Annotated in this window: 22 protein-coding genes and 1 pseudogene; 6 read left to right on the top strand and 17 right to left on the bottom strand. The window is 63.0% G+C overall.

The window, feature by feature from the left end; genetic code table 11:
* Window positions 1–22: 22 nt before the first annotated feature.
* The 13 genes and pseudogenes from accD to HH213_RS03230 form a co-directional block, all read right to left on the bottom strand.
* Window positions 23–894 (bottom strand): annotated as a pseudogene (gene accD / locus HH213_RS03170) (acetyl-CoA carboxylase, carboxyltransferase subunit beta).
* A 159-nt stretch (window positions 895–1,053) separates the two neighbouring features.
* Window positions 1,054–1,851: a tryptophan synthase subunit alpha gene (gene trpA / locus HH213_RS03175; RefSeq protein WP_169110709.1), complete on the bottom strand. Its 798-nt coding sequence runs from the start codon at window positions 1,849–1,851 to the stop codon at window positions 1,054–1,056.
* Window positions 1,852–1,862: 11 nt separating this feature from the next.
* Window positions 1,863–3,095 (bottom strand): tryptophan synthase subunit beta, encoded by a 1,233-nt coding sequence (trpB, locus tag HH213_RS03180; protein ID WP_110844540.1) that lies wholly within the window; start codon window positions 3,093–3,095, stop codon window positions 1,863–1,865.
* A 7-nt stretch (window positions 3,096–3,102) separates the two neighbouring features.
* Window positions 3,103–3,774 (bottom strand): phosphoribosylanthranilate isomerase, encoded by a 672-nt coding sequence (locus HH213_RS03185; protein ID WP_169110711.1) that lies wholly within the window; start codon window positions 3,772–3,774, stop codon window positions 3,103–3,105.
* A 3-nt stretch (window positions 3,775–3,777) separates the two neighbouring features.
* On the bottom strand, window positions 3,778–4,581 hold the full coding sequence (truA, locus tag HH213_RS03190) for a tRNA pseudouridine(38-40) synthase TruA (RefSeq protein WP_169110713.1): 804 nt from the start codon (window positions 4,579–4,581) through the stop codon (window positions 3,778–3,780).
* A gap of 50 nt (window positions 4,582–4,631) precedes the next feature.
* Window positions 4,632–7,403 carry a motility hub landmark protein FimV gene (locus HH213_RS03195; RefSeq protein WP_169110715.1) on the bottom strand — a complete coding sequence of 924 codons (2,772 nt, stop codon included), beginning with the start codon at window positions 7,401–7,403 and terminating at the stop codon, window positions 4,632–4,634.
* Between the two features lie 227 nt (window positions 7,404–7,630).
* The gene (asd, locus tag HH213_RS03200) at window positions 7,631–8,758 is read right to left on the bottom strand and encodes an aspartate-semialdehyde dehydrogenase (RefSeq protein WP_169110717.1); all 1,128 of its coding nucleotides are present in this window, start codon (window positions 8,756–8,758) and stop codon (window positions 7,631–7,633) included.
* Between the two features lie 25 nt (window positions 8,759–8,783).
* Window positions 8,784–9,854: a 3-isopropylmalate dehydrogenase gene (leuB, locus tag HH213_RS03205; RefSeq protein WP_110844545.1), complete on the bottom strand. Its 1,071-nt coding sequence runs from the start codon at window positions 9,852–9,854 to the stop codon at window positions 8,784–8,786.
* Between the two features lie 11 nt (window positions 9,855–9,865).
* Window positions 9,866–10,513: a 3-isopropylmalate dehydratase small subunit gene (gene leuD, locus HH213_RS03210; RefSeq protein ID WP_110844546.1), complete on the bottom strand. Its 648-nt coding sequence runs from the start codon at window positions 10,511–10,513 to the stop codon at window positions 9,866–9,868.
* 53 nt (window positions 10,514–10,566) lie between these two features.
* Window positions 10,567–10,689: an entericidin A/B family lipoprotein gene (locus tag HH213_RS03215; RefSeq protein WP_169110719.1), complete on the bottom strand. Its 123-nt coding sequence runs from the start codon at window positions 10,687–10,689 to the stop codon at window positions 10,567–10,569.
* Window positions 10,690–10,713: 24 nt separating this feature from the next.
* A complete protein-coding gene (gene leuC, locus HH213_RS03220) occupies window positions 10,714–12,117 on the bottom strand; it encodes a 3-isopropylmalate dehydratase large subunit (protein WP_110844548.1) in 1,404 nt (467 codons plus the stop codon).
* A gap of 196 nt (window positions 12,118–12,313) precedes the next feature.
* Window positions 12,314–14,221, bottom strand: coding sequence for a chemotaxis protein CheA (locus HH213_RS03225; protein ID WP_169110721.1), 1,908 nt, complete (start codon window positions 14,219–14,221; stop codon window positions 12,314–12,316).
* Entirely contained in the window at window positions 14,221–15,042 is an 822-nt protein-coding gene (locus HH213_RS03230) for a protein phosphatase CheZ (protein ID WP_110844550.1), read from the bottom strand. Before HH213_RS03230 ends, HH213_RS03225 begins: the two co-directional genes overlap by 1 nt.
* A 268-nt stretch (window positions 15,043–15,310) precedes the next feature.
* On the opposite strand from HH213_RS03230, the gene HH213_RS03235 reads away from it, so the two are divergent.
* The 6 genes from HH213_RS03235 (at window position 15,311) to HH213_RS03260 (ending at window position 19,657) form a co-directional block, all read left to right on the top strand.
* Complete coding sequence (locus HH213_RS03235; RefSeq protein WP_110844551.1) at window positions 15,311–15,778, top strand: universal stress protein; 468 nt, start codon at window positions 15,311–15,313, stop codon at window positions 15,776–15,778.
* A gap of 89 nt (window positions 15,779–15,867) precedes the next feature.
* On the top strand, window positions 15,868–16,512 hold the full coding sequence (locus HH213_RS03240) for a response regulator (protein ID WP_110844552.1): 645 nt from the start codon (window positions 15,868–15,870) through the stop codon (window positions 16,510–16,512).
* Window positions 16,513–16,715: 203 nt separating this feature from the next.
* Window positions 16,716–17,510, top strand: a complete 795-nt coding sequence (locus tag HH213_RS03245; protein WP_110845596.1) for a Crp/Fnr family transcriptional regulator — start codon at window positions 16,716–16,718, stop codon at window positions 17,508–17,510.
* A 190-nt stretch (window positions 17,511–17,700) separates the two neighbouring features.
* On the top strand, window positions 17,701–17,895 hold the full coding sequence (gene hemP / locus HH213_RS03250; protein WP_174864386.1) for a hemin uptake protein HemP: 195 nt from the start codon (window positions 17,701–17,703) through the stop codon (window positions 17,893–17,895).
* A gap of 109 nt (window positions 17,896–18,004) precedes the next feature.
* Window positions 18,005–18,337 (top strand): hypothetical protein, encoded by a 333-nt coding sequence (locus tag HH213_RS03255; RefSeq protein ID WP_110844554.1) that lies wholly within the window; start codon window positions 18,005–18,007, stop codon window positions 18,335–18,337.
* Window positions 18,338–18,352: 15 nt separating this feature from the next.
* Window positions 18,353–19,657 carry a DUF2325 domain-containing protein gene (locus HH213_RS03260; protein WP_169110723.1) on the top strand — a complete coding sequence of 435 codons (1,305 nt, stop codon included), beginning with the start codon at window positions 18,353–18,355 and terminating at the stop codon, window positions 19,655–19,657.
* Here HH213_RS03260 and HH213_RS03265 read toward each other — a convergent pair.
* From HH213_RS03265 to HH213_RS03280, 4 genes are read right to left on the bottom strand one after another with little or no spacing between them, the layout of a single operon-like run.
* A complete protein-coding gene (locus HH213_RS03265; RefSeq protein WP_169110725.1) occupies window positions 19,654–21,018 on the bottom strand; it encodes a sulfite reductase subunit alpha in 1,365 nt (454 codons plus the stop codon). The genes HH213_RS03260 and HH213_RS03265 overlap by 4 nt on opposite strands.
* A complete protein-coding gene (locus tag HH213_RS03270; protein ID WP_169110727.1) occupies window positions 21,018–22,043 on the bottom strand; it encodes an FAD:protein FMN transferase in 1,026 nt (341 codons plus the stop codon). Before HH213_RS03270 ends, HH213_RS03265 begins: the two co-directional genes overlap by 1 nt.
* 7 nt (window positions 22,044–22,050) lie before the next feature.
* Window positions 22,051–22,878 carry a DUF4198 domain-containing protein gene (locus HH213_RS03275; protein WP_308494524.1) on the bottom strand — a complete coding sequence of 276 codons (828 nt, stop codon included), beginning with the start codon at window positions 22,876–22,878 and terminating at the stop codon, window positions 22,051–22,053.
* 23 nt (window positions 22,879–22,901) lie between these two features.
* Window positions 22,902–23,411, bottom strand: a complete 510-nt coding sequence (locus HH213_RS03280) for a DUF2271 domain-containing protein (RefSeq protein ID WP_110844557.1) — start codon at window positions 23,409–23,411, stop codon at window positions 22,902–22,904.
* Window positions 23,412–23,425: the final 14 nt, after the last annotated feature.

Raw genomic sequence — 23,425 nt, forward strand, 5'->3', positions numbered from 1 at the left:
AGTGTGTGGGCCGGGTCGTTTTTTAGGCGAGCACTTCCACAGGTTGATTTTGCAGCAAGGCCAGCAGACGGGCGATTTCTTCACGCATCTTGCGGCGGTCGACGATCATGTCCACCGCGCCTTTGGTCACCAGGAACTCGGCGCGCTGGAAGCCTTCCGGCAGTTTCTCGCGCACGGTGTTCTCGATCACGCGCGGGCCGGCGAAGCCGATCAGCGCTTTTGGCTCGGCGATCACCACGTCGCCCATGAAGGCGAACGAGGCCGACACGCCGCCCATGGTCGGGTCGGTCAGCACACTGATGAACGGCAGTTTCTTTTCCGACAATTTGGTCAGCATGGCGGTGGTCTTGGCCATCTGCATCAGCGACAGCAGACCTTCCTGCATGCGGGCGCCGCCGGTGGCGGTGATGCAAATGAACGGCACTTTCTGTTCCAGCGCCTGTTGCGCGCCGCGCACGAAGCGCTCGCCGACCACGGAGCCCATCGAGCCGCCCATGAATTCGAATTCGAAGCACGCCACCACGACCGGCAGGCTCATGATGGAGCCACCCATGACGATCAGCGCATCGGTCTCGCCGGTGGCTTCCATGGCTTGTTTGAGACGGTCTGGATATTTCTTGCTGTCTTTGAACTTCAGCGTATCGACCGGCAGCGTGTCCATGCCGATTTCATAACGGCCGCCGGCGTCGAACAGGCTGTCGAGGCGTTCGCGGGCGCGGATGCGCATATGGTGGTCGCATTTCGGGCAAACGTGCAGGTTCGACTCCAGGTCGGTGCGGTACAGGACAGCTTCGCACGACGGGCATTTGACCCACAGGCCTTCCGGCATGGTCTTGCGCGCGGCAGCGTCAGAACGCTGGATTCGGGGGGCAGCAGTTTTTCCAACCAACTCATAAATTCTCCTTGCAGCTTACTCGTGGGCCGAAGTGTAGCCGTTTCTCGCAGACCTGTCGAACTTTAGAGGAAATACACTATTGAAGAGACATTATTTCAATATACTCAACATTAGGGATATTTCAAGGGGCGCCATGGCGGCGCCCCCCGGTAAACGCATTAAGCGTCGAGGGCGGTGCGGATGGAGGTGGTGAAGGCTTGTACGGCGGCGACTGCGCCGTCTTTGCCGGCGGTTTCGATTTCCTGGATGATACGGCTGCCGATGACAACGGCGTCCGCCACCTCGGCCACAGCGCGCGCGGTGGCGCCGTCGCGGATGCCGAAACCTACGCCGATCGGCAACTTGACGTGCTTGCGGATCGCCGTCAGCCGCTGCGCCACATCGGCCACGTCGATATTGCCGGCGCCGGTCACGCCTTTCAGCGAGACGTAGTAGCTGAAGCCGCCGCCGACCTTGGCCACCTGCTCGATGCGCTGCTCGGTCGAGGTCGGCGCGAGCAGGAAGATCAGGTCCAGCCCGGCCGCACGCATGGCGGCGGCGAACTCTTCACATTCTTCCGGCGGATAGTCGACCACAATCGCGCCATCCGCCCCCACCGCTGTCGAACGCGAAATGAATTCGGCTGCGCCGATGCGTTCGATCGGGTTGGCATAGCCCATCAGCACCACCGGCGTGGTCTGGTTGGTCTTGCGGAACTCGGCCACGTAGTCAAACACATCCTGAATGCCGACGCCATTGGCCAGCGCCCGCTCGCAGGCACGCTGGATCACCGGGCCTTCGGCCATCGGGTCGGAAAACGGCACGCCCAGTTCGATGATGTCGGCGCCGCCGGCCACCAGCGCGTGCATCAACGGCACCGTGGAGTCCTTGCCGGGATCGCCGGCGGTGATGAAGGTGACGAGCGCGGTCTTGTTTTGCGCTTTCAAAGCGCTGAAGGTTGCTGCGATGTTGGACATTGTCGGTTTCCTTAGTTGAAGTTCAGACCCATACGCTCTGCGACCGTATGCATGTCCTTGTCACCACGGCCCGACAGGTTGGCCAAAACAATCTTATCTTTCGGCAGCGTAGCCGCCAGCTTGGCCGCATAGGCCAGCGCATGCGACGACTCCAGCGCCGGAATGATGCCCTCGATATGGCAGCAATCATGGAAGGCCTGCAACGCTTCCTCGTCCGTGATCGAGACGTACTCGGCACGGCCGCTATCCTTCAGATACGCATGCTCCGGACCGACGCCTGGATAGTCCAGCCCGGCCGACACCGAATGCGTCTCGATGATCTGGCCGTTCTGGTCTTGCAGCAGATAGGTGCGGTTACCGTGCAGCACGCCCGGATAGCCCTTGGTCAGCGAGGCGGCATGCTTGTCGCCGTCCAGCCCTTCGCCCGCCGCTTCAACGCCAACCAGCTTGGTATTCTTCTCATCGATGTACGGGTAGAAAATGCCCATGGCGTTGGAACCGCCGCCGATACAGGCCACCACATAATCTGGCTGGCGGCCGGTCATTTCCGGCATCTGCACCAGGCATTCCTCGCCGATCACCGACTGGAAGTCGCGCACCAGCATCGGATACGGGTGCGGACCAGCCACAGTGCCGATGATGTAGAAGGTGTTTTCAATATTGGTGACCCAGTCGCGCATCGCTTCGTTGAGCGCGTCCTTCAGCGTCTTGGAACCGGATTCGACCGGCACAACCGTCGCTCCCAGCAGCTTCATGCGGTAGACGTTCTGCGCCTGCCGCTTGACGTCTTCGCTGCCCATGTAGACCACGCACTCCAGGCCGAAACGCGCGCAGATGGTGGCGGTAGCCACGCCATGCTGGCCGGCGCCGGTCTCGGCGATGATGCGCGGCTTGCCCATACGCTTGGCCAGCAACGCCTGGCCGATCACGTTGTTGATCTTGTGGGCGCCGGTGTGATTCAGGTCTTCGCGCTTGAAGTAGATCTGCGCGCCACCGGCCAGCTCGGACCAGCGCTTGGCGTGATAAATCGGCGACGGCCGGCCGACGAAGTGCTTCAGCTCGTAGCGGAATTCTTCAAGGAACTCGGGATCTTTGCTGTAGCGCTCGTAGGCTTCGTTGAGCTCGGCCAGCGCGTAGGTCAGCGTTTCGGCGACAAAACTGCCGCCGTAGGGGCCAAAGTGACCTTTGGCGTTGGGTAAATCGTATTCTTTAGCGTGGAACAGCGGTTTCGCTTGAGGATTCATGATGGGCTTAGCTTTCTAAAATGGCATCTCCGGCCCGCACCGCCGCGACAAAGTCGGCGATCTTGCGGGCATCCTTGATTCCCTTGGCCGCCTCGACACCAGAACTGATGTCGACAGCGTAGGGACGTACACCGACCACCGCGTCAGTCGCGTTGTGTACGCTCAAGCCACCACTTAAAACGACCCGAGGCGCGAGATCTTTTGGAATGAGAGACCAATCAAAACCCTTTCCTGCACCGCCGTAGGCGTCCACATAGGTATCCAGCAACAGGCTGGTGAACAAGGGACTGGCGGCGCGGTTTGCCTGCGCATATTCTAGCAGTTCATGCGGCAGCGTGTCAGGTTTGACGCGGAACACTTTCATGTACTGCCGCCCCGCCGCCGCCGCGATGGTGGCCGCCTCTTCCACGGTTTCATCGCCATGCAGCTGAATCAACGACAACGGCGCTACCCGCACAATCGCGGCCACCTCGTCCGGCGTGGCGTTGACGAACAGGCCGACGGTGCTGACAAACGGCGGCACGCTGCGGATCAGTTCGGCGGCGCGCTCGGGCGTGACGTAGCGCGGGCTGTTCGGATAGAACACGAAGCCGATCGCATCGGCGCCGGCAGCCACCACGGCTTGCACGTCTTCTTCGCGGGTCAGGCCGCAGATCTTGATACGGGTGCGCATGCTCATCCTTTAAAACCAGGGCAGCGCGCTGGTGCTTTCCTGCGGCAGTGCCCACTTTTCATCGTAGTCGATTTTCGCCAGGTACAGGCCGTCCGGCATGAAGGTCGGCGCGGCCAGTCCGCGATTTTTAGATGCCAGCAATTCGCCCAGCCAACTGACCTCTTCGCGGCCCTGGCCGATGTACACCAGCGAGCCGACCAGGTTGCGCACCATATGGTGCAGGAAGGCGTTGGCTTTCAAGGTGAACACGATCAGCTCGCCATGGCGGCGGATCTGGATATCGTGCATCAGCTTGACCGGCGACTTGGCCTGGCATTGCGCGGCGCGGAAGGTGGTGAAGTCGTGCCAGCCCAGCAAGGGCGCGACCGCCGCCTGCATGCGCTCCACGTCCAGCGGGCGATGGTAGAAACCGGCACGGCCGACCAGCAGCGGCGAACGCGTGGGATTGTTGTACAGCACGTAGTGATAGGTGCGCGCCTGGGCGCTGAAGCGGGCGTGGAAGAAATCGAGCACGCTCGGATCGCCTTCCAGCTCCTTCACCCAGCGCACGGCAATGGATGGCGGCAGGAAGGCGTTGATGCCGCGCAGCCAGGCGTACGGCACGCGATCGAGATCGGTATCGAAATGCACCACCTGCTCGCTGGCGTGCACACCGGCGTCGGTGCGGCCGGCGCAAGTGGTTGCCAGCGGCACTTTGGTGAACTCCTGCAGCGCATGCTCCAGCTTGTCCTGCACGGTAAGGCCGTGGATTTGCTTCTGGTAACCCTGCCAGGCCTGACCGTCGTACTGGAGCCCGATTGCGATCCGTTTCAATTGCTGCCCAATCTAAATGTCTGAGTCAGCCATTATATAACGCCGGGCTTTTATCCCAGCTGGGCCTTCATGGCGTTGGCCTTGGCGACTTGCTCGTCGCTGCCGCCGCGCAGCACCTCGTCCAGCAGCTCGCGCGCGCCTTCCTTGTCGCCGATTTCCTGATAGGCGACTGCCAGATCCAGCTTGGTATCCATCTCCATCTGCATCGCCGACATTGGTTCGTTGCTGGCTGCGGCGGCAGCCGGGGCGGCGGTGTCGTTGTTGAAGCTGCCCAGGTCCAGGTCGATATTCGACAGGTCGAATTCCGGCGTTGCCGGGGCCGGTGCTGGCGTGATGGTTTCCACGTCAGGCGGCAGGTCCAAAGTGGCGTCGAAGTCCAGCGGCGCCGGTTCCTTCGGCGGCTCGGTGAAGGCGCGTACTTCCGGAATGTCGAAGCCGGCCAGGTCCAGGTCGAGCGGATCGACGGTGGTCAGGTCGCGTGGTTCCGGCGCGGGCGCAGTAACAGGCGCGGCGGCCGGCGATGGCAGGTCAAGGCCGAAGTCCAGGCTCATGTCGTCGACTGGCGCAGGCGCTTCCGGCTCGGCGGCAGGGGCCGGCATTTCAATCGCCGGCGACGGCGCGGGGACCGGCTCGAAGCTCAGGCCGCCCAGGTCGAAGTCCATCAGGTTGTCGTTTTCTGCCGCTACCGAAGCTGGCGAGATGGCGGCATCGGCTGCTTGGGGCAGCGCGGTTTCCATGTCGTCGGCAGCGAAATCGGCGCCAAAGTCGGGGCTGTGCGAGATTGGGGCCGAACGCACGGCGTCCTGGCTCAGGTCGAAGTCCAGCGGCGATGGCGCGGCGGCAGGTGCCGGGGCCGGCGCTTCAGCGCCGAAGGTGTCACCGAAGTCGTTACTGAAGTCCGACGATTCATACGCGGCGACAGCAGCGGCGCCGGCGGCAACGCCAGCAGCGCCGGCAGCCAGCGGCACGGCGGCAAAGCTGCCCTCATCCTGGCCGGCGGTGTACAGCGGATTCGACGGATCGAGCGCCTTGCCCAGCCCGGCAGCATGATCCCACTCGTCGCCCTGGCCGCGGGTTTGCGCGTAGAGCTCGGAGGCCTGGGTTTCAAACGCGCGCGCATCCTTGCGGGCGGCATAGATTTCCAGCAGCTTCAGGCGCACGGCGTGGCGTTCCGGATGGGTGCGCAGCGCTTCTTTCAGGATCTCTTCGGCCTGGGCGTCGCGGCCGTAGGCGATGTAGACATCGGCTTCCGCGACCGGATCGACTTCATTGGTGTCCAGCTGGCTGGCGGACGGCGCGAAGTTCGAGTTGAACACGCTGTTGTTGGTATCGATGCTCTGGCCGCCGGCATCGGCGATCAGCGGCTGTGGTGGCGGCAGCGCGGTATCGCCCAGGATCGACGGTTCGTCCTGCGGCACGACGAATTTCTTGCGGCGGCGCGAAGCGATGATGCCCAGCGCGCCAGCCAGCACCGCTACGGCGGCCAGGCCGACATAGGCGATATTGTCCATCAGCGTTTCGAACAGGCTCGGCTCGGCAAACTTCGGCGGCAGCACCAGCGTGCGCTTCGGCTTGACTTCGGACGGGGCCGAGGCCGCAACGGAGGCCGCTGCGGAGGCGGAGGCGGCCGGCGCCTTCACATCGGCGGCCGTCTTGCTCTTCAAGGCCATCAACTTTTCCAGATCGTTGACGTTCTTTTCCAGTTCCTTGACGCGGGCGGCAGCTTCGTCCACCTGCTTCTGCTTGGCGATCTTGTCTTCTTCCGCCGCCACGCCGGTCTTGCCGGCTTGCGGTTTCTCGGTGGTGGCCTTGGACAGCGTCAGCTTGTCCTGCGCGGTGTTGGTGGCGTTGGGTTTCTCTTCCACCTTGGCGGTGACTTTGCCCGACGCGATCTTGCTCGGTTCGGTTTCCTTGGCGGCCGGACTGGCGGCGACCTGGCCGGCCAGCTTGGCGCGGTAGGCGTTGAAGTCGGCTGCGTGCGCGACCACCACGCCATGCGCCTCGCCTTCGCCGCCGACAGCGCGGATCTGTTCGGCATCCGGCACGGCCAGGATCTGGCCGGATTTCAGGCGGTTCATGTTCTTGCCGGCGAAGGCTTCCGGATTGGCGCGGTACAGCGCGACCAGCATGGTATCCAGCGACACATCCACCGGCTTGACCTGGTTGGCGATGCGGGTCAGGTTATCGCCCTGCTTGACGGTGTAGTCGGCGGCGGCGGCCCTGGCCGTCGGTTTGGCGGCCGGCTGCGGACGTGCCGGCTCTGCGCGTGCCGCTGCAGCAGCTGCCGCGGCTGGCTGCGCGGCGGTTGGCGTCTGCGCCGGTGCTGCGGCTGGCGCCTGCCCGGTGCGATTGCTGACATCCACCGGCGCGGTCACTTGCGGCGCCTGGGCAGCGCGCAGGTCCGGCGGGTCGAGCAGGAACGTATATTCGCGCACCATGCGGCCGCCGTTCCACGTCAGTTCCAGCAGCATGTCGACGAACGGCTCGTTGATGGCCTGGCTGGAGCTGACCTTGATGACCTGCCGGCCATTGCGCGGCTCGACTTCAAAACGTAGCGAACTCAATGCTGGATTGAAGTCGATATTGGCGCTGCGGAAGGCATCCGCCGGCGCCAGCTTGGCCACCAGCGCGCTGGCTTCCTCGGCCGAGACCGAGGTCAATTCGATTTCCGCCCGCAGCGGCTGACCCAGCGACGATAGCACCGTCAACTTGCCTAACCCAGCCGCATTGGCCGTGGAGGCCACTAGCACCGCGCTAGCAACAGCGCTGGTGAGCGTTTTCAACGCAAACGAAACAATGCGGGGGCGATTTTGTACAGGCATAGTGGGGCGGTTCTTATGGTTGTCAGTTGGAAAATGTTACTTTCCCAGATATATCAACATAACATCATGCACAGGAGCGTGCAAGCTTTGCACCACTTTAAACGACAAAAAGGGATTTCCCCTATGAGAACACATAGGAAAAACCCCTTCTCTTGCAATGATGACGCAGCCTGCACGGCTTGGGGTCTGACCCCATCCGGGGTCAGACCCCGCATGGCGGTGCGGGTTTACTGGTCCAGCACAATGCGCAGCATGCGGCGCAGCGGTTCGGCCGCGCCCCACAGCAGCTGGTCGCCCACCGTGAAGGCCGACAGATACTCCGGACCCATGCTCATCTTGCGCAGACGGCCCACCGGAATCGTCAGGCTGCCGGTCACCGCGGCTGGCGACAGATCCTTGACCGAGGCTTCACGCGTATTCGGCACCACTTTCGCCCACTGGTTGGCCGAAGCGATGATGTCGGTGATTTCGTCCAGCGGCACATCCTTGTTCAGCTTGATGGTCAGCGCCTGCGAGTGGCAACGCATGGCGCCGATACGCACGCACAGGCCGTCCACTGGGATCGCTTTCGAACCGAAGTCCGCGCCCAGGCCGAGGATCTTGTTGGTCTCGGCGCCGGCTTTCCACTCTTCTTTCGATTGGCCGTTGCCCAAGTCCTTGTCGATCCACGGAATCAGGTTGCCGGCCAGCGGCGCGCCGAACTGCTTGATCTCGTCCGGCGACAGGCCATGCTGGGTGACCAGCACCTGACGGTCGATTTCCAGGATCGCCGAAGCAGGATCATCCAGCAGCGGCTTGACCGCACTGTTGATGGTGCCGAACTGGGTCAGCAGTTCACGCATGTGCTGCGCGCCGCCGCCCGATGCCGCCTGATACGTCATCGAGGTCATCCAGTCGACCAGACCGTGCTGGAACAGACCGCCCAGGCCGATCAGCATGCACGACACGGTGCAGTTACCGCCGATGAAGTTCTTCACGCCCTTGCCCAGCGCGTCCTTGATGACGTGCATATTGACCGGGTCCAGCACGATCACCGCATCTTTTTCCATGCGCAGGGTCGATGCCGCATCGATCCAGTAACCGTTCCAGCCGGCTGCGCGCAGTTGCGGGAACACCTCGGTGGTGTAATCGCCGCCCTGGCACGAGATGATGATCTCGCACTTTTTCAGTTCGTCGATGTCGGTCGCGCTTTTCAGCTTGGTTTCGTTCTTGGCCATCGCCGGTGCATTACCGCCCGGATTCGAGGTGGTGAAGAACACCGGCTCGATATGGGCGAAATCGCCCTCTTCCTGCATGCGTTGCATCAGGACCGAACCCACCATACCGCGCCAACCTACCAGACCTACGAGTTTCATTTTGCTCTTCCTTGTCTATGAATTTTTATGCGAGTGCTTTGACGACCGCGTTGCCCATCTCTTCCGTGCCCACCTTGGTGGTGCCGGCTTCGTAGATGTCGGCGGTGCGCAGGCCCTGGGCCAGCACTTTCTTGACGGCGTTTTCGATACGGTTGGCCTGCTCTTCCTTGTTCAGCGAGAAGCGCAGCATCATCGCGGCCGACAGGATGGTCGCCAGCGGATTGGCGATGCCCTTGCCGGCGATGTCCGGCGCCGAACCGTGCGACGGCTCGTACAAGCCCTTGTTGTTGGCGTCCAGCGAGGCCGATGGCAGCATGCCGATCGAACCGGTCAGCATCGCCGCCGCGTCGCTCAGGATGTCGCCGAACATATTGCCGGTGACGATGACGTCGAACTTCTTCGGCGCGCGCACCAGTTGCATGGCGGCGTTGTCGACATACATGTGGTCCAGCGCGACATCCGGGTACTCTTTATGCACGTCGGTGACGATGTCTTTCCAGAACTGGAACGTCTCCAGCACATTGGCCTTGTCCACCGAGGTCAGACGCTTGTCGCGCTTTTGCGCCGCCTGGAACGCCACGTGGGCGATGCGGCGGATTTCGCCTTCCGCATAGCGCATGGTGTCGAAGCCTTCGCGCTGGCCCTTGAACGGACCGTCCGGGCACTCGCGCACGCCGCGCGGCTGGCCGAAGTAGATATCGCCGGTCAGTTCGCGCACGATCAGGATGTCCAGGCCGGAGACGATTTCCGGCTTCAGCGTCGAGGCGTTGGCCAGTTCCGGATACAGGATGGCCGGACGCAGGTTGCCGAACAGGCCGAGGTTCTTGCGCAGGCCCAGAATCGCCTGCTCGGGACGCAGCGGACGGTCCAGCGTGTCGTACTTCCAGTCGCCCACGGCGCCGAACAGCACGGCGTCGGCGTCCTTGGCCAGTTGCAGCGTGGCGTCCGGCAGCGGATGGCCGCTGGCTTCGTAGCCAGCGCCGCCGACCGGCGCGGTTTCCAGTTCAAATTGCTCGCCCAGCGCGTTCAGTACCTTGACCGCTTGGGTGACGATTTCCGGGCCGATGCCATCGCCCGGGAGGATTGCGATTTTCATGTCTTTGATCTTTAGATGACGTTAGCCAACCAGGGTTGGTTTGCCAGATGACGCGCTTCGTATTCACGGATGGTGTCGGCGTGACGCAGCGTCAGGCCAATATCGTCGAGGCCGTTCATCAGGCAGTATTTGCGGAAGGCGTCGATCTCGAAGGGATAGGAGATGCTGCCATTGCTGGTGGAAATGCGTTGCTGCTCAAGGTCGACCACCAGTTTGTATCCGGGGAACGCCTTGACTTCGTTGAACAGATGATCGATCTGCGCTTCAGTTAATACGATGGGCAGCAAGCCGCTCTTGAAACAGTTGTTGAAGAAGATGTCGGCAAACGATGGCGCGACCACGGCGCGGAAGCCGTACTGGTCCAGCGCCCACGGCGCGTGTTCGCGCGAGGAGCCGCAACCGAAGTTCTTGCGGGTCAGCAGGATCGAGGCGCCTTGATAGCGCGGCTCGTTCAGCACGAAGTCCGGGTTCAGCGGACGTTTGCTGTTGTCCATGCCCGGTTCGCCGTGGTCCAGATAGCGCCACTCGTCAAACAGGTTGGGGCCGAAGCCGGTACGGTGAATGGACTTCAGGAACTGCTTCGGGATGATGGCGTCGGTGTCGACATTGGCGCGATCCAGCGGCGCGACCAGACCTTCGTAAATCGTAAATTTTTCCATAATGCTCTTCCTGGGACGCCACCCCGCCGCTGCGGGCGAGGGGCGTCGGTTCGTTAATGCCCGGCAGCGCCCTGCACCGCCTGGCCGGCTTTCTGCACATCCTTGCCCATGCCGGCAATGGTGTTGCAGCCGGTGATAGTGATGGCGAGGATGGTCAGAGCGATCAGTTTTTTCATGATAATTCCCGGTGGGTAGAGGGGTTAGTGCAGTGCACGCACGTCAACAAAATGGCCGGCGATACCGGCTGCCGCCGCCATGGCGGGAGACACCAGATGGGTGCGTCCGCCCTGGCCTTGGCGTCCTTCAAAATTACGGTTGGAAGTCGAGGCGCAGCGCTCGCCCGGTTCCAGACGGTCGGCGTTCATCGCCAGGCACATCGAGCAGCCCGGTTCGCGCCACTCGAAACCGGCATCCTTGAAGATGCGGTCCAGGCCTTCGCGTTCGGCCTGCTCTTTGACCAGGCCGGAGCCTGGCACCACCAGCGCCAGCTTGACGTTGGACGCGCGCTGCTTGCCGCGCACCACCGCCGCCGCCGCGCGCAAATCTTCGATGCGCGAGTTGGTGCAGGAACCGATGAAGACCTTGTCGATGCGGATGTCCTCGATCGCCGTGTTCGGCTTGAGGTTCATATACACCAGCGCCTTTTCCATGGCGTCGCGCTTGACGGCGTCTTTTTCCAGGTCCGGGTCCGGCACGCGGCCGTCGACCGGCAGCACCATTTCCGGCGAAGTGCCCCAGGTGACCTGCGGCTTGATCTCGGCGGCGTTCAGCGTCACCACCAGATCGAACTTGGCGCCCGGATCGGTGTGCAGCGTGCGCCAGTAGCTCACCGCCTGGTCCCAATGCGGACCGGCCGGCGAGAACGGGCGGCCCTTGACGTAGTTGATGGTGGTGTCGTCAACGCCGATGATGCCGGCACGCGCGCCCGCTTCGATCGCCATATTGCAGACCGTCATGCGGCCTTCCATCGACAGCGCGCGGATGGTCGAACCGCCGAACTCGATACAGTAGCCATTGCCGCCGGCGGTGCCGATCTTGCCGATGATGGCCAGCACGATGTCCTTGGAGGTGACGCCGGCCGGCAGCACGCCATTGACTTCCACCAGCATCGCCTTGGATTTTTTCTGCAGCAGCGTCTGGGTGGCCAGCACATGCTCCACTTCCGAGGTGCCGATGCCGTGCGCCAGCGCGCCGAACGCGCCGTGGGTCGAGGTGTGCGAGTCGCCGCACACGACGGTCATGCCCGGCAGGGTCGCGCCCTGCTCCGGCCCGATCACGTGGACGATGCCCTGACGCTTGTCGTTCATGTTGAAGTAGGTCAGGCCGTAGGACTTGGCGTTGTTGTCCAGCGTTTCGACCTGCAGCCGCGAGACCGGGTCGGCGATGCCGTCGGCGCGCGAGGTGGTCGGCACGTTGTGGTCGGCCACGGCCAGGTTGGCCGACAGGCGCCACGGCTGGCGGTTGGCGGCGCGCAGGCCGTCGAATGCTTGCGGGCTGGTCACTTCGTGGACCAGGTGGCGATCAATATAGAGGATGGTGGTGCCGTCTTCCTCGGTCTTGACTACGTGGGATTCCCAGAGTTTGTCGTAAAGCGTCTTCATGATGTTCTTTGCGTACTGCTACTATTATCCAACTTGATTATGCCATATTGTGCAATGCAATAGCAGCCACCGCTGTCCAGCCTCTTGAGCCCGACGCCTTCTGCCCATCCATCCACTTGGTATGACCCCGTGTTCTTTACTGCGAAAAAAAAGCCTGCGTGAACGCAGGCTTTTGGTCTTTTCTGGCTTGATCCGTGAATCAAGCCGCCATGCGTACACTACCCCTGCAACCGTCCATTAGGAACGATAGGCCCACCACTAGCACCAGCTCGCCCTCTGCAGAGCGCGCCGTGCCGGTAATGCCCTCGACGGTAATCGCGGTCATCGGCTTGATCACCAGATCGGCAGTGCCATCCACCGCTTCCACGGCCAGGATGTACGGCTGTGGTGCCGAGACAACAATACCCACCTTCTCGCGGCAGCTTTCGTAGCCCAGCGAGTCGGCCAGCGAACGCACCGGCAGCGGACGGCCCTGGTCCTTCAGCACCGGCGCGCCGCCGACTTCCATGAACACTTCCGGCAGCTCGACCACGCGCTGTACCACGGCCATCGGCAGCGCCAGCGCGGCGCCCGAGGTCGAGACCAGCATGGTCGGCACGATCGACAGCTCGATCGGCAGGCGGATGGAGAACTTAGTGCCCTTGCCCAGCTCGGACTCGATGTGGATCGCGCCGCGGTTTTTCTCCACGGCGGTTTTCACCACGTCCATGCCGACGCCGCGACCGGAGACGCTGGACGCCACTTCCTTGGTCGAGAAACCCGGCAAGAATACCAGTTGATAGCAATCGTCGGCGGTCAACTGTGCCGATTCCGAGATCAGCCCCTTGCGCAAGGCGATCTGGCGCAGCTTGACCGGGTCCATGCCCTTGCCGTCATCCTGCAGCACGATCATCACGCTGTTGGCTTCCTGCCACGCTTTGAGCTGGATGAACGAGCGCAGCGGCTTGCCGACTGCGGCGCGCTCTTCCGGCGTCTCGACGCCGTGATCGAGCGCGTTGCGCAGCATGTGCACCAGCGGATCGTACAGCGAATCGACCACCACACGGTCGACTTCGGTCTCCGCACCTTCGATGTTCAGATCGACTTCCTTGCCCAGATCCTTGGCCAGCTCGCGCACCAGGCGCGGGAATTTCTGGAACAGGCGGCCGACCGGCTGCATGCGGGTCGCCAGCGTGGCGCGCTGCAGTTCGGTCGAGTAGCGCGAGGCGCGTTCCAGCGTTTCGGCCAGCGTCGACATCAGCGTCTGCGCCTGGCCTTCGAACTTGAACTGCATCAGGCGTTCCAGCAGCACGGCGGCCTGGTTGGCGGCCTGTACCGATTCGCCGGCCACTTCGAGCAGCGCGTCCAGCTTGACGGCGTCGATCCGGATCGATTCTTCCTTGGCCGGCGCGGCGTGGGCACGTTCGTCTTTTTTGTCGGCCACTTCGCGGCGCGCACCTGGCGCGGCCTTGACTTCGGCCGCGACAGCGGCGATTTCCGCGGCGCTTGGCGGCGCGGAAGCGGCCGGCGCGGCCGCTGCGGCAACGGCTTCCACCGGCGCGGCCACCGCGACCGGGGCCGGGGCGGAACGGGTGTAGCTACCGGCAGGCATCACGGTTTCATACATGCCTTCCCAGTCCAGGCCGTCGGCCGATGGCGCGGCGGCAACGGCGACAGGGGCGGCGGCAACTGGCGCCGGTGCGGGCGCGGCGGCGGCGGCAGCCGGCTTGGCCGGCGCGCTGGACTTGCCGGCGATGGCGTCGTTGAGCAACTGTTCCAGATCGCTCGGCAGCGCCGGCAGGCTGCTCGGCTCGGCGCCGTCGTTCAGTTCGGCCAGCTGGTCGGCGACAAAGCCCGACGCTTGCAGCGCCGCTTCGATCGACAGCGGCGTCACCGGCGCGGCGCCGGTCCGCAGGGCGTCAAACAGATTCTCGGTCAGGTGGCAGGCCGTCACCATCGCCGGCAGGCCCATGAAACCGGCGCCGCCCTTGATGGTGTGGAACGAACGGAACACCGCGTTCAGCGTTTCCTTGTTCTCGGGGTCACGTTCGAGGCGCAGCAGGTGCTCCTCCACGTTGACCGCCAGATCCATCGCCTCAACGACGAAATCCTTCAGCATATCGTCCATTAGAACCCCAGATCGGCAAGAAGATCGTCAACACTGTCCTGATTCAGCGCCACGGCCGGAGCGGACGGACCGGACATCAGGGACACTTCTTTCTGTGCAATCTTCTCCTTGACCGCCGGCGGCGCATTGTCGCGCAGCAGCGTGGCCAATTCACTCTCGACAGTTTTCGTGATAGTCACCACTTTCTTGATCAATTGACCGGTGATGTCCTGGAAGTCCTGGGCCATCATGATTTCCAGCAGGCGCGCCTTTTCCGCTTCGGTGGCGGCCGACACGGCGATCGCGAACTGCTGCGAGTCGCCGGCCAGTTGCTTGAACTGCTCCAGGCTGAGCTTGCCTGCGAACAGGTCGGCCCAGCGGTTTTCCATGTCTTTTGATTTTTTCGACAGCGTGTCCTGCTCCGGCATGCCCTCGTCCAGGGTGTTGAGCACCTTGTTGGCGGCTTGCTCGGTCAGCGTAGCGACGTATTCGAGGCGGTCCTGGGCGTCGTTGATCTGGCTCGACGCTTCGGTCAGGGCCTTGTCGTAGCCCAGTTCGCGCAGCGAATCGTGCAACAAACGCACGATGCCGCCCAGGCGTTCGAACATGGCCTTGTCTTCGACGGGCGCCCCCTCGGCTGGGGCGGCTGCGGCGGGCGCAGCAACGGCGGCGGGCGCGGCATCGGCCGGACGGGCCGCTGCGACTTCTTCAAACAGGCTTTCCAGGTCGTCTTCTGCGCTGGCGGCCGGGGCTGGCGCAGGCGCTGGAGCGGGCGCTGCTGTCTTGCTCTGAGCGGACACTTCTTCAAATAAGGCGTCGAAATCGTCAGCGGCGTTAGTCATAATCCCTGCTTCTCCATATTGATAAATTTACTGCCTAAACTAGCTGTATTTGGAGATACTAACATTGGAAAGATCACCGAGGTATGCCGCAGGACACAAAAGTAGTGCTTTAGTGCAAAAAAAACGTGTCAGACGCATAAAAGCCCACACCCTGCACCACAGGATAAAGCGATTTTATTTGATAAACATCAAGTCTTTCCATACTGTTAATAATGTAAATCGGGGCTACAATCATCTTGTGAGTTGATGCATAAAAGGGAGGTTTGTCATGTACCGCAAAATCCTGATCACCACCGACGGCTCGGCCGTATCCAGCAAGACCGCCTGCGCCGGCGTGCAGTTTGCCGAACAGCTGGGCGCCGAAGTGCTGGCCCTGTTTGTTGCGCCGGAATACCAGTACCCGATCTACGTCGAAATCATTCCACCCAGCTATCCCAGCGAGGCCGAATACCGCGCCGCGATGGAGCGCGCCGGCGCCGACCACACCCAGGACGTGGCCGATTCCTGCGCCAAACGCGGCGTCAACTGCACCACGCTCACCGCCTTCCACGAGAGCGCCGCGCTGAAAATCGTCGACGTCGCGCAACAGCATGGTTGCGACCTGATCTTCATGGGATCGCACGGCCGCAGCGGCTGGGGTCAGTTGTTACTGGGCAGTGTAACCAACAAGGTGTTGCAGCATTCCAAAATCCCGGTGCTGGTACACCGCCTGATCAAGGAGCCTGGCGCCAAATAAGCGCCCGTCGGTCAACGTTTATAGTAATATGACCAACTTGACTCAACAGTAACAAAACTTACTATTAATCATTTTTTTGCCACCATTCCATGATTCGTATAGTGATTGCCGACGACCACACCATCATGCGCGAGGGGCTGAAACGCATTCTTGATGGCGCGCCGGATATCGACATCGTGGGCGAGGCCATCGACGGCTTCGAGGTGCTCGGCCATGTGCGCCAGGGCGGCTTCGACCTGCTGCTGCTGGACTTGTCGATGCCGGGCCGCAGTGGCGTCGACCTGATCCGCCAGGTCAAGGCCGAGGCGCCCAAGCTGGCCATCCTGATCCTCACCATGCACGAGGAAGAACAGTACGCGGTGCGCGCCATCCGCGCCGGCGCCCAGGGCTATCTGACCAAGGAAAGCGCCGGCACCCAGCTGGTCGGCGCGATCCGCAAGGTCGCTTCCGGCCGCCCGTACATCAGCACCGAAGTAGCCGAGCAGCTGGCGCTCAACATCATGATGCCGCACGAGTCGCTGTTGCATAAACAACTGTCGGACCGCGAATTCGAGGTGTTCTCGCTGCTGGTGGCCGGCCGTTCCATCACCGAGATCGCCAACAGCCTGCACCTGAGCGTCAAAACCGTCAGCACCCACAAAACCCGCATCATGCAGAAAATGGGCATGAGTTCATTGGCGGAAATGGTGCAGTACGCCGTCGCCCACCGTCTGTTATCCCCGTTCAAAACCTGATAGCCGAGCTCACCTGTAGGACGACTCCTACAAACTTTAGCCCGACTCCTACCAGTAGATTCAGCCATTGCTGATATCTATCCGACCTCCGTGTTGACATACTGAAACCATACCGTTCAGATACCTGTCTACAGGAGACCACTATGCTGTCAACGCAAACGTCTGAAATTCGCCCGGCCACGACGGCACTGCAATCGTCGTCGATGGAAGCCGGCCGCCAGCGGCAGGGGCGGCTCTGGTCGAACCTCAAAGAGGTCTGCGACTTGCTGCACATTCCCGCCGCCAGTTCAATGGCCAACGAGGAATTGCTGTTCCAGCACGTGCAGTTTAAAACCGGCCAGCGCATCCACACCATCGGCCAGCCGTTCGACACGCTGTACATCGTCAACTCCGGCTTCCTCAAAACCGTGCTGATCGACGAATACGGCAACGAGCAGGTGCTCAGCTTCCCGATGAAGGGCGACATGCTGGGCGTCGACGGCATCCACACCCGCCACTACTCGTCGGAAGCGGTGGCGCTGTCCGATTGCGACCTGATCCTGCTGCCGTTCAAGAAACTGACCGCGCTCGGCCGCATCCACCTTGAGCTGGAAAACATGATGTACGGCGTCATGAGCCGCGAGCTGGTGCGCGAGCAGGCGATGATCGGCATGCTGGGCGCGCTCAGCGCCGAGGCCCGGGTGGCGCGCTTCCTGGTGGCGCTGGCCGAACGCTTCGCGCAGATGGGCTACTCCAGCAAGCTGTTCAACCTGCGCATGACGCGCCACGAAATCGGCAGCTACCTGGGCCTGACGCTGGAAACCGTCAGCCGCACCCTGTCCGCCTTCAACGAGATCGGCCTGATCAGCGTCGACCAGCGCACCATCGGCATCAAGGATCCCGAAGCCCTGAAAACCTTGCGCCGCCTGCCGCCCTCGCGCACGCGGGGCAAGCCCGCCACCAGCAAGTCCAAAGGTGGCGCTACCGTACCGTCCGGCCAGTTGCTGGCGGCTTTGTAGTAACCCGCAGTGATTCATTGTAGTGATTCAAGTACTACCTCCCGCATTACCCAGCCTTGGGCCCGGTCATTGACTGGGCCGTTTTTTTATCGTCTTGGTAACGAAAAGACTGCAAAAACGCTTGCATTCCGCCGCGTCTTCCTCAATAATGAATGCAAATACGAATCATTCTTATTAAGGAGAAGCGAAGATGATCACGACTACCCCTGCGATGGCCCCCGCCGCCCACCCTGTCGCCGTAGCTGCCGCTCAGGCGGTCAAGCCGGTCAAACGCGTCAGCAGCGCCGGCCTGATGGATGGCGGCCGCGAGATGGAAATCGAGCACGGCGGCCGCGTCTACCGCCTGCGCATCACCCAGCTGAACAAGCTGATCCTCACTGCCTGATTTGTGCCGTACCGATTAACTGTGCGTTAAAGGGCGCCGCCGCGCCCAATCTCCCCTTGAGTAGCCAGCCGCCGCCAGCCACACTCTCTTTCCACACCTGGAGCGTCTGATGGCCATCGAACATAGCAACCCGATTTTCCTCGCCTCATCGCATGGCGGCCACAATCCCGAACTGATGCTGTCCGCCGTGCTGCATCTGATGTCGCACTACACCGCCGGCAGCGATGACGCCGGTGGTTGCGTCAAGCTGGCCTCGGTGATCGAGCGTCATCTGAAAGCACTAGCCGGTTTGCCGGAACTGGCGCCGGTGCTGAGCGCGACCTGCGCCCAGTTGTCGGAACAGTGGGCAAGCGAGGTGGAACGCAACATGCACGAACAGGAAAAGACCAACTTCCTGAGCCGCATCATGGCCCGCGCGCGCACTGCGCCGTCGGTCGCCTGAGCGGAGCCGTTGACCATGTGCGAGAAACACGATCCACTGGCGGCTATCATCGCCGCCGCCATGCCGCAGGTGGCCGGGCCGGTAGCCCAGCCCGGTCAGCGTCTGGCCGAGCAGAACGCCCGGCAAGTCATCAAGCCGGTCATCAACAACGTTTTCAGCGTGCTGGGCAAGGAACCGGAAGCGCAGGCTTCGCGCCGCCGCCGGCTGTGGGAACTGGGCCATGCCTGCCACTGCCCGCTGGTCGGGGTCGGCTTCCCGCTGGGCGTGCTGCGCAAGCTGGTCGACAAAGTCACCAGTGGCAAAGTGGTGGCCGACGACTACGAAGTACACGTCGGCGCGGTGACCGAATGCGCCAGCCGCAACCGCCTGTCGGAAGCGCTGCAAAAAGAGCTGGAACGTCGCTACGCGGCCGTGCTGCTGCGTTTCCGCAACGCCAAGACGACCGAACAGGTGGCCGAGCTGTGGCGCGCTGCGGTCAACAATGGCGACGTCGCCGGCGCCTTCTGGGCCGGCCTGACGCATCCGCGCTGCAATTCCGAACTGGAAGAACAGATGTGCCGCGACCTGCACATGGTGCAGCACCAGGCTGGCGCGTGCGTGCGTGCCGACATCACCAAGTTCAACGCCACGCTGGAAGAAAACAAGCGCCTGACGCACGAGCTGGCCAAAGCCCAGCAACGCGCCAGCGCGCTGATGGCCGAGAAAACCACCGACGCCGACAAGCACGCCTCGCAGCTGATGCAGCTGCGCGCGCAGGTGGTGGGCAAGGACAGCATGATCGACTCGATCAGGGGCGAACTGGAACAATTGCGCGAATCGATTCCCGGCCTGGAATCGCGCGCCAAGCTGGCCGAGCGCCTAGGCCAGATGGAAGAACGCGAACGCGCCATGCGCAACCAGATCGCCGAACTGAAACTGGAACTGGCGCGCGCCAACGACGCCTCAGTAGCCCCGGCGCCGGTGCAGGAAGCGGCCCGGCAGGTGGTCGAGCACGTCATGAAAATGCCGTTGAGTCTGCGTGAACGCGCGGTGCTGTGTGTCGGCGGTCGCAACGGTAACGTCGCCAGTTACCGCGAACTGATCGAGCGCGAAGGCGCGCAATTCAGCCACCACGACGGCGGCCTGGAAGACAACGCCAACCGCCTGGAAGCGAGCCTGGCGGCGGCCGACCTGGTGATTTGTCAGACCGGCTGCATCAGCCACAGCGCGTACTGGCGGGTCAAAGACTACTGCAAGCGCAACGGCAAGCGTTGCGTCTTCATCGACAACCCCTCCATCTCCAGCCTGGCCCGCGGCCTGGAACAAGCCGGCGCCGATTAGTAGACGTCGCGGCGGTAGCGGCCGGCGACGGCGAGTGCGTCCAGGCCGTCGCGGCCTAGCGCGGCTTCCAGTGCGGCGTCGACGCCGGCCGCCATGCCTTCCAGGCTGCCGCAGATGTAGATGGCGGCGCCTTCGGCGATCCATTCTCGCACCGCTTCCGCCTGCTCGGCCAAACGGTCTTGCACGTAGCGCCGCTCGGTCTGGTCGCGAGAAAACACCATATCCAGTTTTTCCAGCATGCCGTCGCGCTGCCAGCCGTCCAGTTCAGCGCGGTAGTGGTAGTCGTAGGCGGCGTTGCGTTCGCCGAACAGCAACCAGTTGCGTCCCTGCCCTGCCAGCACACGCGCTTTCAGGTGGCCGCGCAGGCCGGCGATGCCACTGCCGTTGCCGATCAAGATCAGCGGCCGTTCGACGTTGCCTTCAAGGCGGAAACGGCGATGCTGGCGCAGCCGCAATTGCACGGTCTCGCCCAGCGACGCCTGCTGCGTCAGCCAGCCGGAGGCCACGCCGTGGCTGCCGTCATCATGCGTATGCAGACGCACCAGCAAATGGACGCGGCCATCGGCCGGAATCGAGGCGATTGAATATTCCCGCGCGCGCGACGGATCGGCCGGCGCGGCCACCTGCACCAGGTCGCCCGACTGCCAGGCCGGCAGCGCGCCGTTCAGCGGTTCCAGTTCCAAGTGATACACCGGCGCGCCGGCGCTGCCGGCATTCAGTTGCACCCGCTCGCTCAGACGCCATGCGTCAAACGCCGGCGCGCTCCAGTCAGGCGCATCGCTGGTGCCTGCCAGGTGGCTCAATTGCTGCCGCCATTGCCCGATCGCCTGTTCCGAACTGCGGTTCACTTCCACGCGTGGGAACAGGCTTTGCGCGCCCTGCGCCTGCAGCCATTGATCCAGCGCGCGGCCGAAACCGCAGAACTGCGCATAAGCACTGTCGCCCAGCGCCAGCACCGCGTAATGCAGTTTCGGCAGCGGCAGCGAGGTGGTCATCAGGCGGCCTGCAAAGCCGGCCGCCGCATCCGGCGCGTCGCCCTCGCCATAGGTGCTGACCAGGAACAGGATGCGCTCGGCTTCCTGCAAATCCTGCGCCTCCAGCTCGGACAATTCGCACAGCCGTGCCGGAATACCGGCCAGCTTCAGCGTGGCGGCGGTTTGCTGCGCCAGTTCATCGGCATTGCCGGTCTGGCTGGCGTAGGTGACGATCCAGCCGGGCGAGGCCGCTGCTTCCGCCTTGGCGCGCGCGGCGGCCTGACGCTTGCGGCGCGTGCGCAGGTACGGCGCCAGACACACCAGCGCGTACCCCACGCTCATGCCTGCCACCATCATCAATCGGGAAGGGTCGTTGGTCCAAATCATTATTCGTCTAACATGCTGCGTAAATGGGTACTCAGGTATTCGGCGAAACTGCCGTCCGGCTGACGCACGACAAAGCGCGCCGCCAGTCCTTGCAGCTCAGCCAGATGCAGGCCGTCGCGCCAGCCCAGCACGGTCAGCGCGGTCGACCAGGCGTCGGCTGCCATGCACTGCGCGTGCACTACCGTGACCGAGGCCAGGTCGTTGGCGATCGGCATGCCGCTGCGCGGATCGACGGTGTGGGAATAGCGCTTGCCGTCCAGCTCGAAATAGCGGCGATAGTCGCCAGAGGTGGCGACCGCCAGCCCATGCAAGGCCAGCACCAGTTCGTCCGGCGCGGTTGCGCCCGGGGCGATGTCGGTGACTTGCTCCAGCATGACCCACCAAGGCTGGCCGTCCGGCTTGACGCCGGCGCCGCGCAACTCGCCGCCCACCTCGACCAGGTGGTGCGCAAAGCCCTGGGTTTTCAGGTAATAAGACAGCCGGTCGACGCTGTAGCCCTTGGCCACGGCCGACAGATCCAGCTGCACGCCGCCCGGCTGCAAGGCCTTGCGGCCATCGCGCTGCAGGCGCACCGGCCGCGCCGCCAGCTGGCTGCGGGCGATGCTGATTTCATCGTTGGAAGGCGGTACAAAATCCGGCTGGTCGTAGCGCCCCCACGGGCCGAAGCCCCACAGGTTGACAAGCGTACCGGCGGTCGGATCGTAAGCGCCGCCGGAAGCGCGCGCTACATCCATCGCAAAAGCCAGCACATCAAAAAATGCCGGCGGCAACACGTGCCAGCTATCGGCGGGCGCGCGGTTGAAGCGGCCCAGGTCGGAATCGGTTTCCCAGTGGCTCATTTCAGCCACGATGGCGTCGAGCTGCTGTTGCAGCCCGTCCTGCAAATGCGTGCAGACGGCATCCGGCGCGGCCACCAGCCGCACCGACCAGCTGGTACCCATGCTGCGGCCAGCGTAGTCGTGGATCACGCCGCCTGCTGGCGCCGGGTCGTCGGAAATATCGTGTGGCAGAAGAACCCGGCGCATGCCTGCCTTATTCCGGCAGGATCTCGACCACGGCCGAGTAGCTGACGCGGCGTGGCGCCATCTGCGGCGGCTGGCCTTCGACGCGCTTGATTTCAGGCCAGCTGCTGCTGATCATGTACTGGCCGGCGGCCGGCAGCGTCAGCGTCAGTTCGCCCTTGTCGTTGGTGGTCTGACGGATTTCGCCCAGCGTGCCACGGAACTTGACGCCGCCCTGGAACAGGCTCACGCCCTGGTTGGCGGCCGGTTTGCCGTCCACCAGGAAACGCCAGGTCACCTTGTCACCCGCGTGCAGCTCGGTTGGATTGGTGACTGGCACCATTTCCAGGCCTTTGCCGGTCGGCTTGAACACATTCATGTCCGGCTTGCCGGTGGAGACAAAAGTTTCCAGACGGGTTTCCTGACGCGAGATTTTCACCTCGGTGGCATCGGCCGGCACTTCTTTCGACAGCGTTTCCTCGGTAGCACGGAAGCGCTTCATATTGCCTTCCTTGTCCTTGTAGCTGCCCATCACGGCGGCGTTGACCAGCGCGACTTTGTAGGTGCCCGGCTTCGGCAGGTTCAGGTCGAACGTACTGCGCAGCTTGCCGTTGTTGACGTTCTGCGGCTGCAAGGCGCTGCCGTCCGGCGCGGTGATGCTCAAGCCGTCCAGCTTCAGCGAGAAATCGATGGTGAACAGATTCTCGGCCACGGCGGCGTCAAACGTCACCCAGGCCGAACCGTCACGCGCCGGTTCCACTTCCGTGGTCGAGGCCAGGATGTACGGCTTGTGCGCCTGCGCATTCAGCGAGACAACGGACAGGCCAGCCAGCGCCAGTGCGATCAACGACTTATTCATTTTCGACATATCCCCGTCCATTCTTATGGTTTGACTTGCACAACGACCGCGCCGAGTTCTTCCTTGCCCTGGCCGTTCACGTTCTGTGCCGACTTCGGCGGCCATTGCAGCGGCACCTTGACCACTTCGCGGCCACCGGCTTCGCGCGCCGCTTCGACCATCACGGTGTACTGGCCGGCCGGCAGCTTGTCCAGCGCGCCTTTCGGTGCATTCAGCGTGAACTCGCCTGGCGCCTTGGTCGCACCCGACACGCCATCCAGCGGCATCGTCAGTTCACGGCCGGTCTTGCGCCACCACGTGCGCATGTCCTTCAGCCACTTGGTGCCGGCGTTGTCCTTTTTCTTGGTGTCGTACAGCACGGCCAGGTTGGCCACCACCTGCTGGTCGGCGTTTTCCACCCACGCAGCGATGTAAGGGCGATGGTATTCCGCCACATTCAACTGCGGCACGTCGAGTTTGAGGGCCAGATCGGCGGCCATGGCCGAAGCACTGGCGAGTGGCAGACTAAGCGCGATGGAGTAGCGTAATTTCATGGAAGTCCTGTGTG

The organism is Duganella dendranthematis (assembly GCF_012849375.1).
Taxonomy (GTDB): Bacteria; Pseudomonadota; Gammaproteobacteria; order Burkholderiales; family Burkholderiaceae_D; genus Rugamonas; species Rugamonas dendranthematis.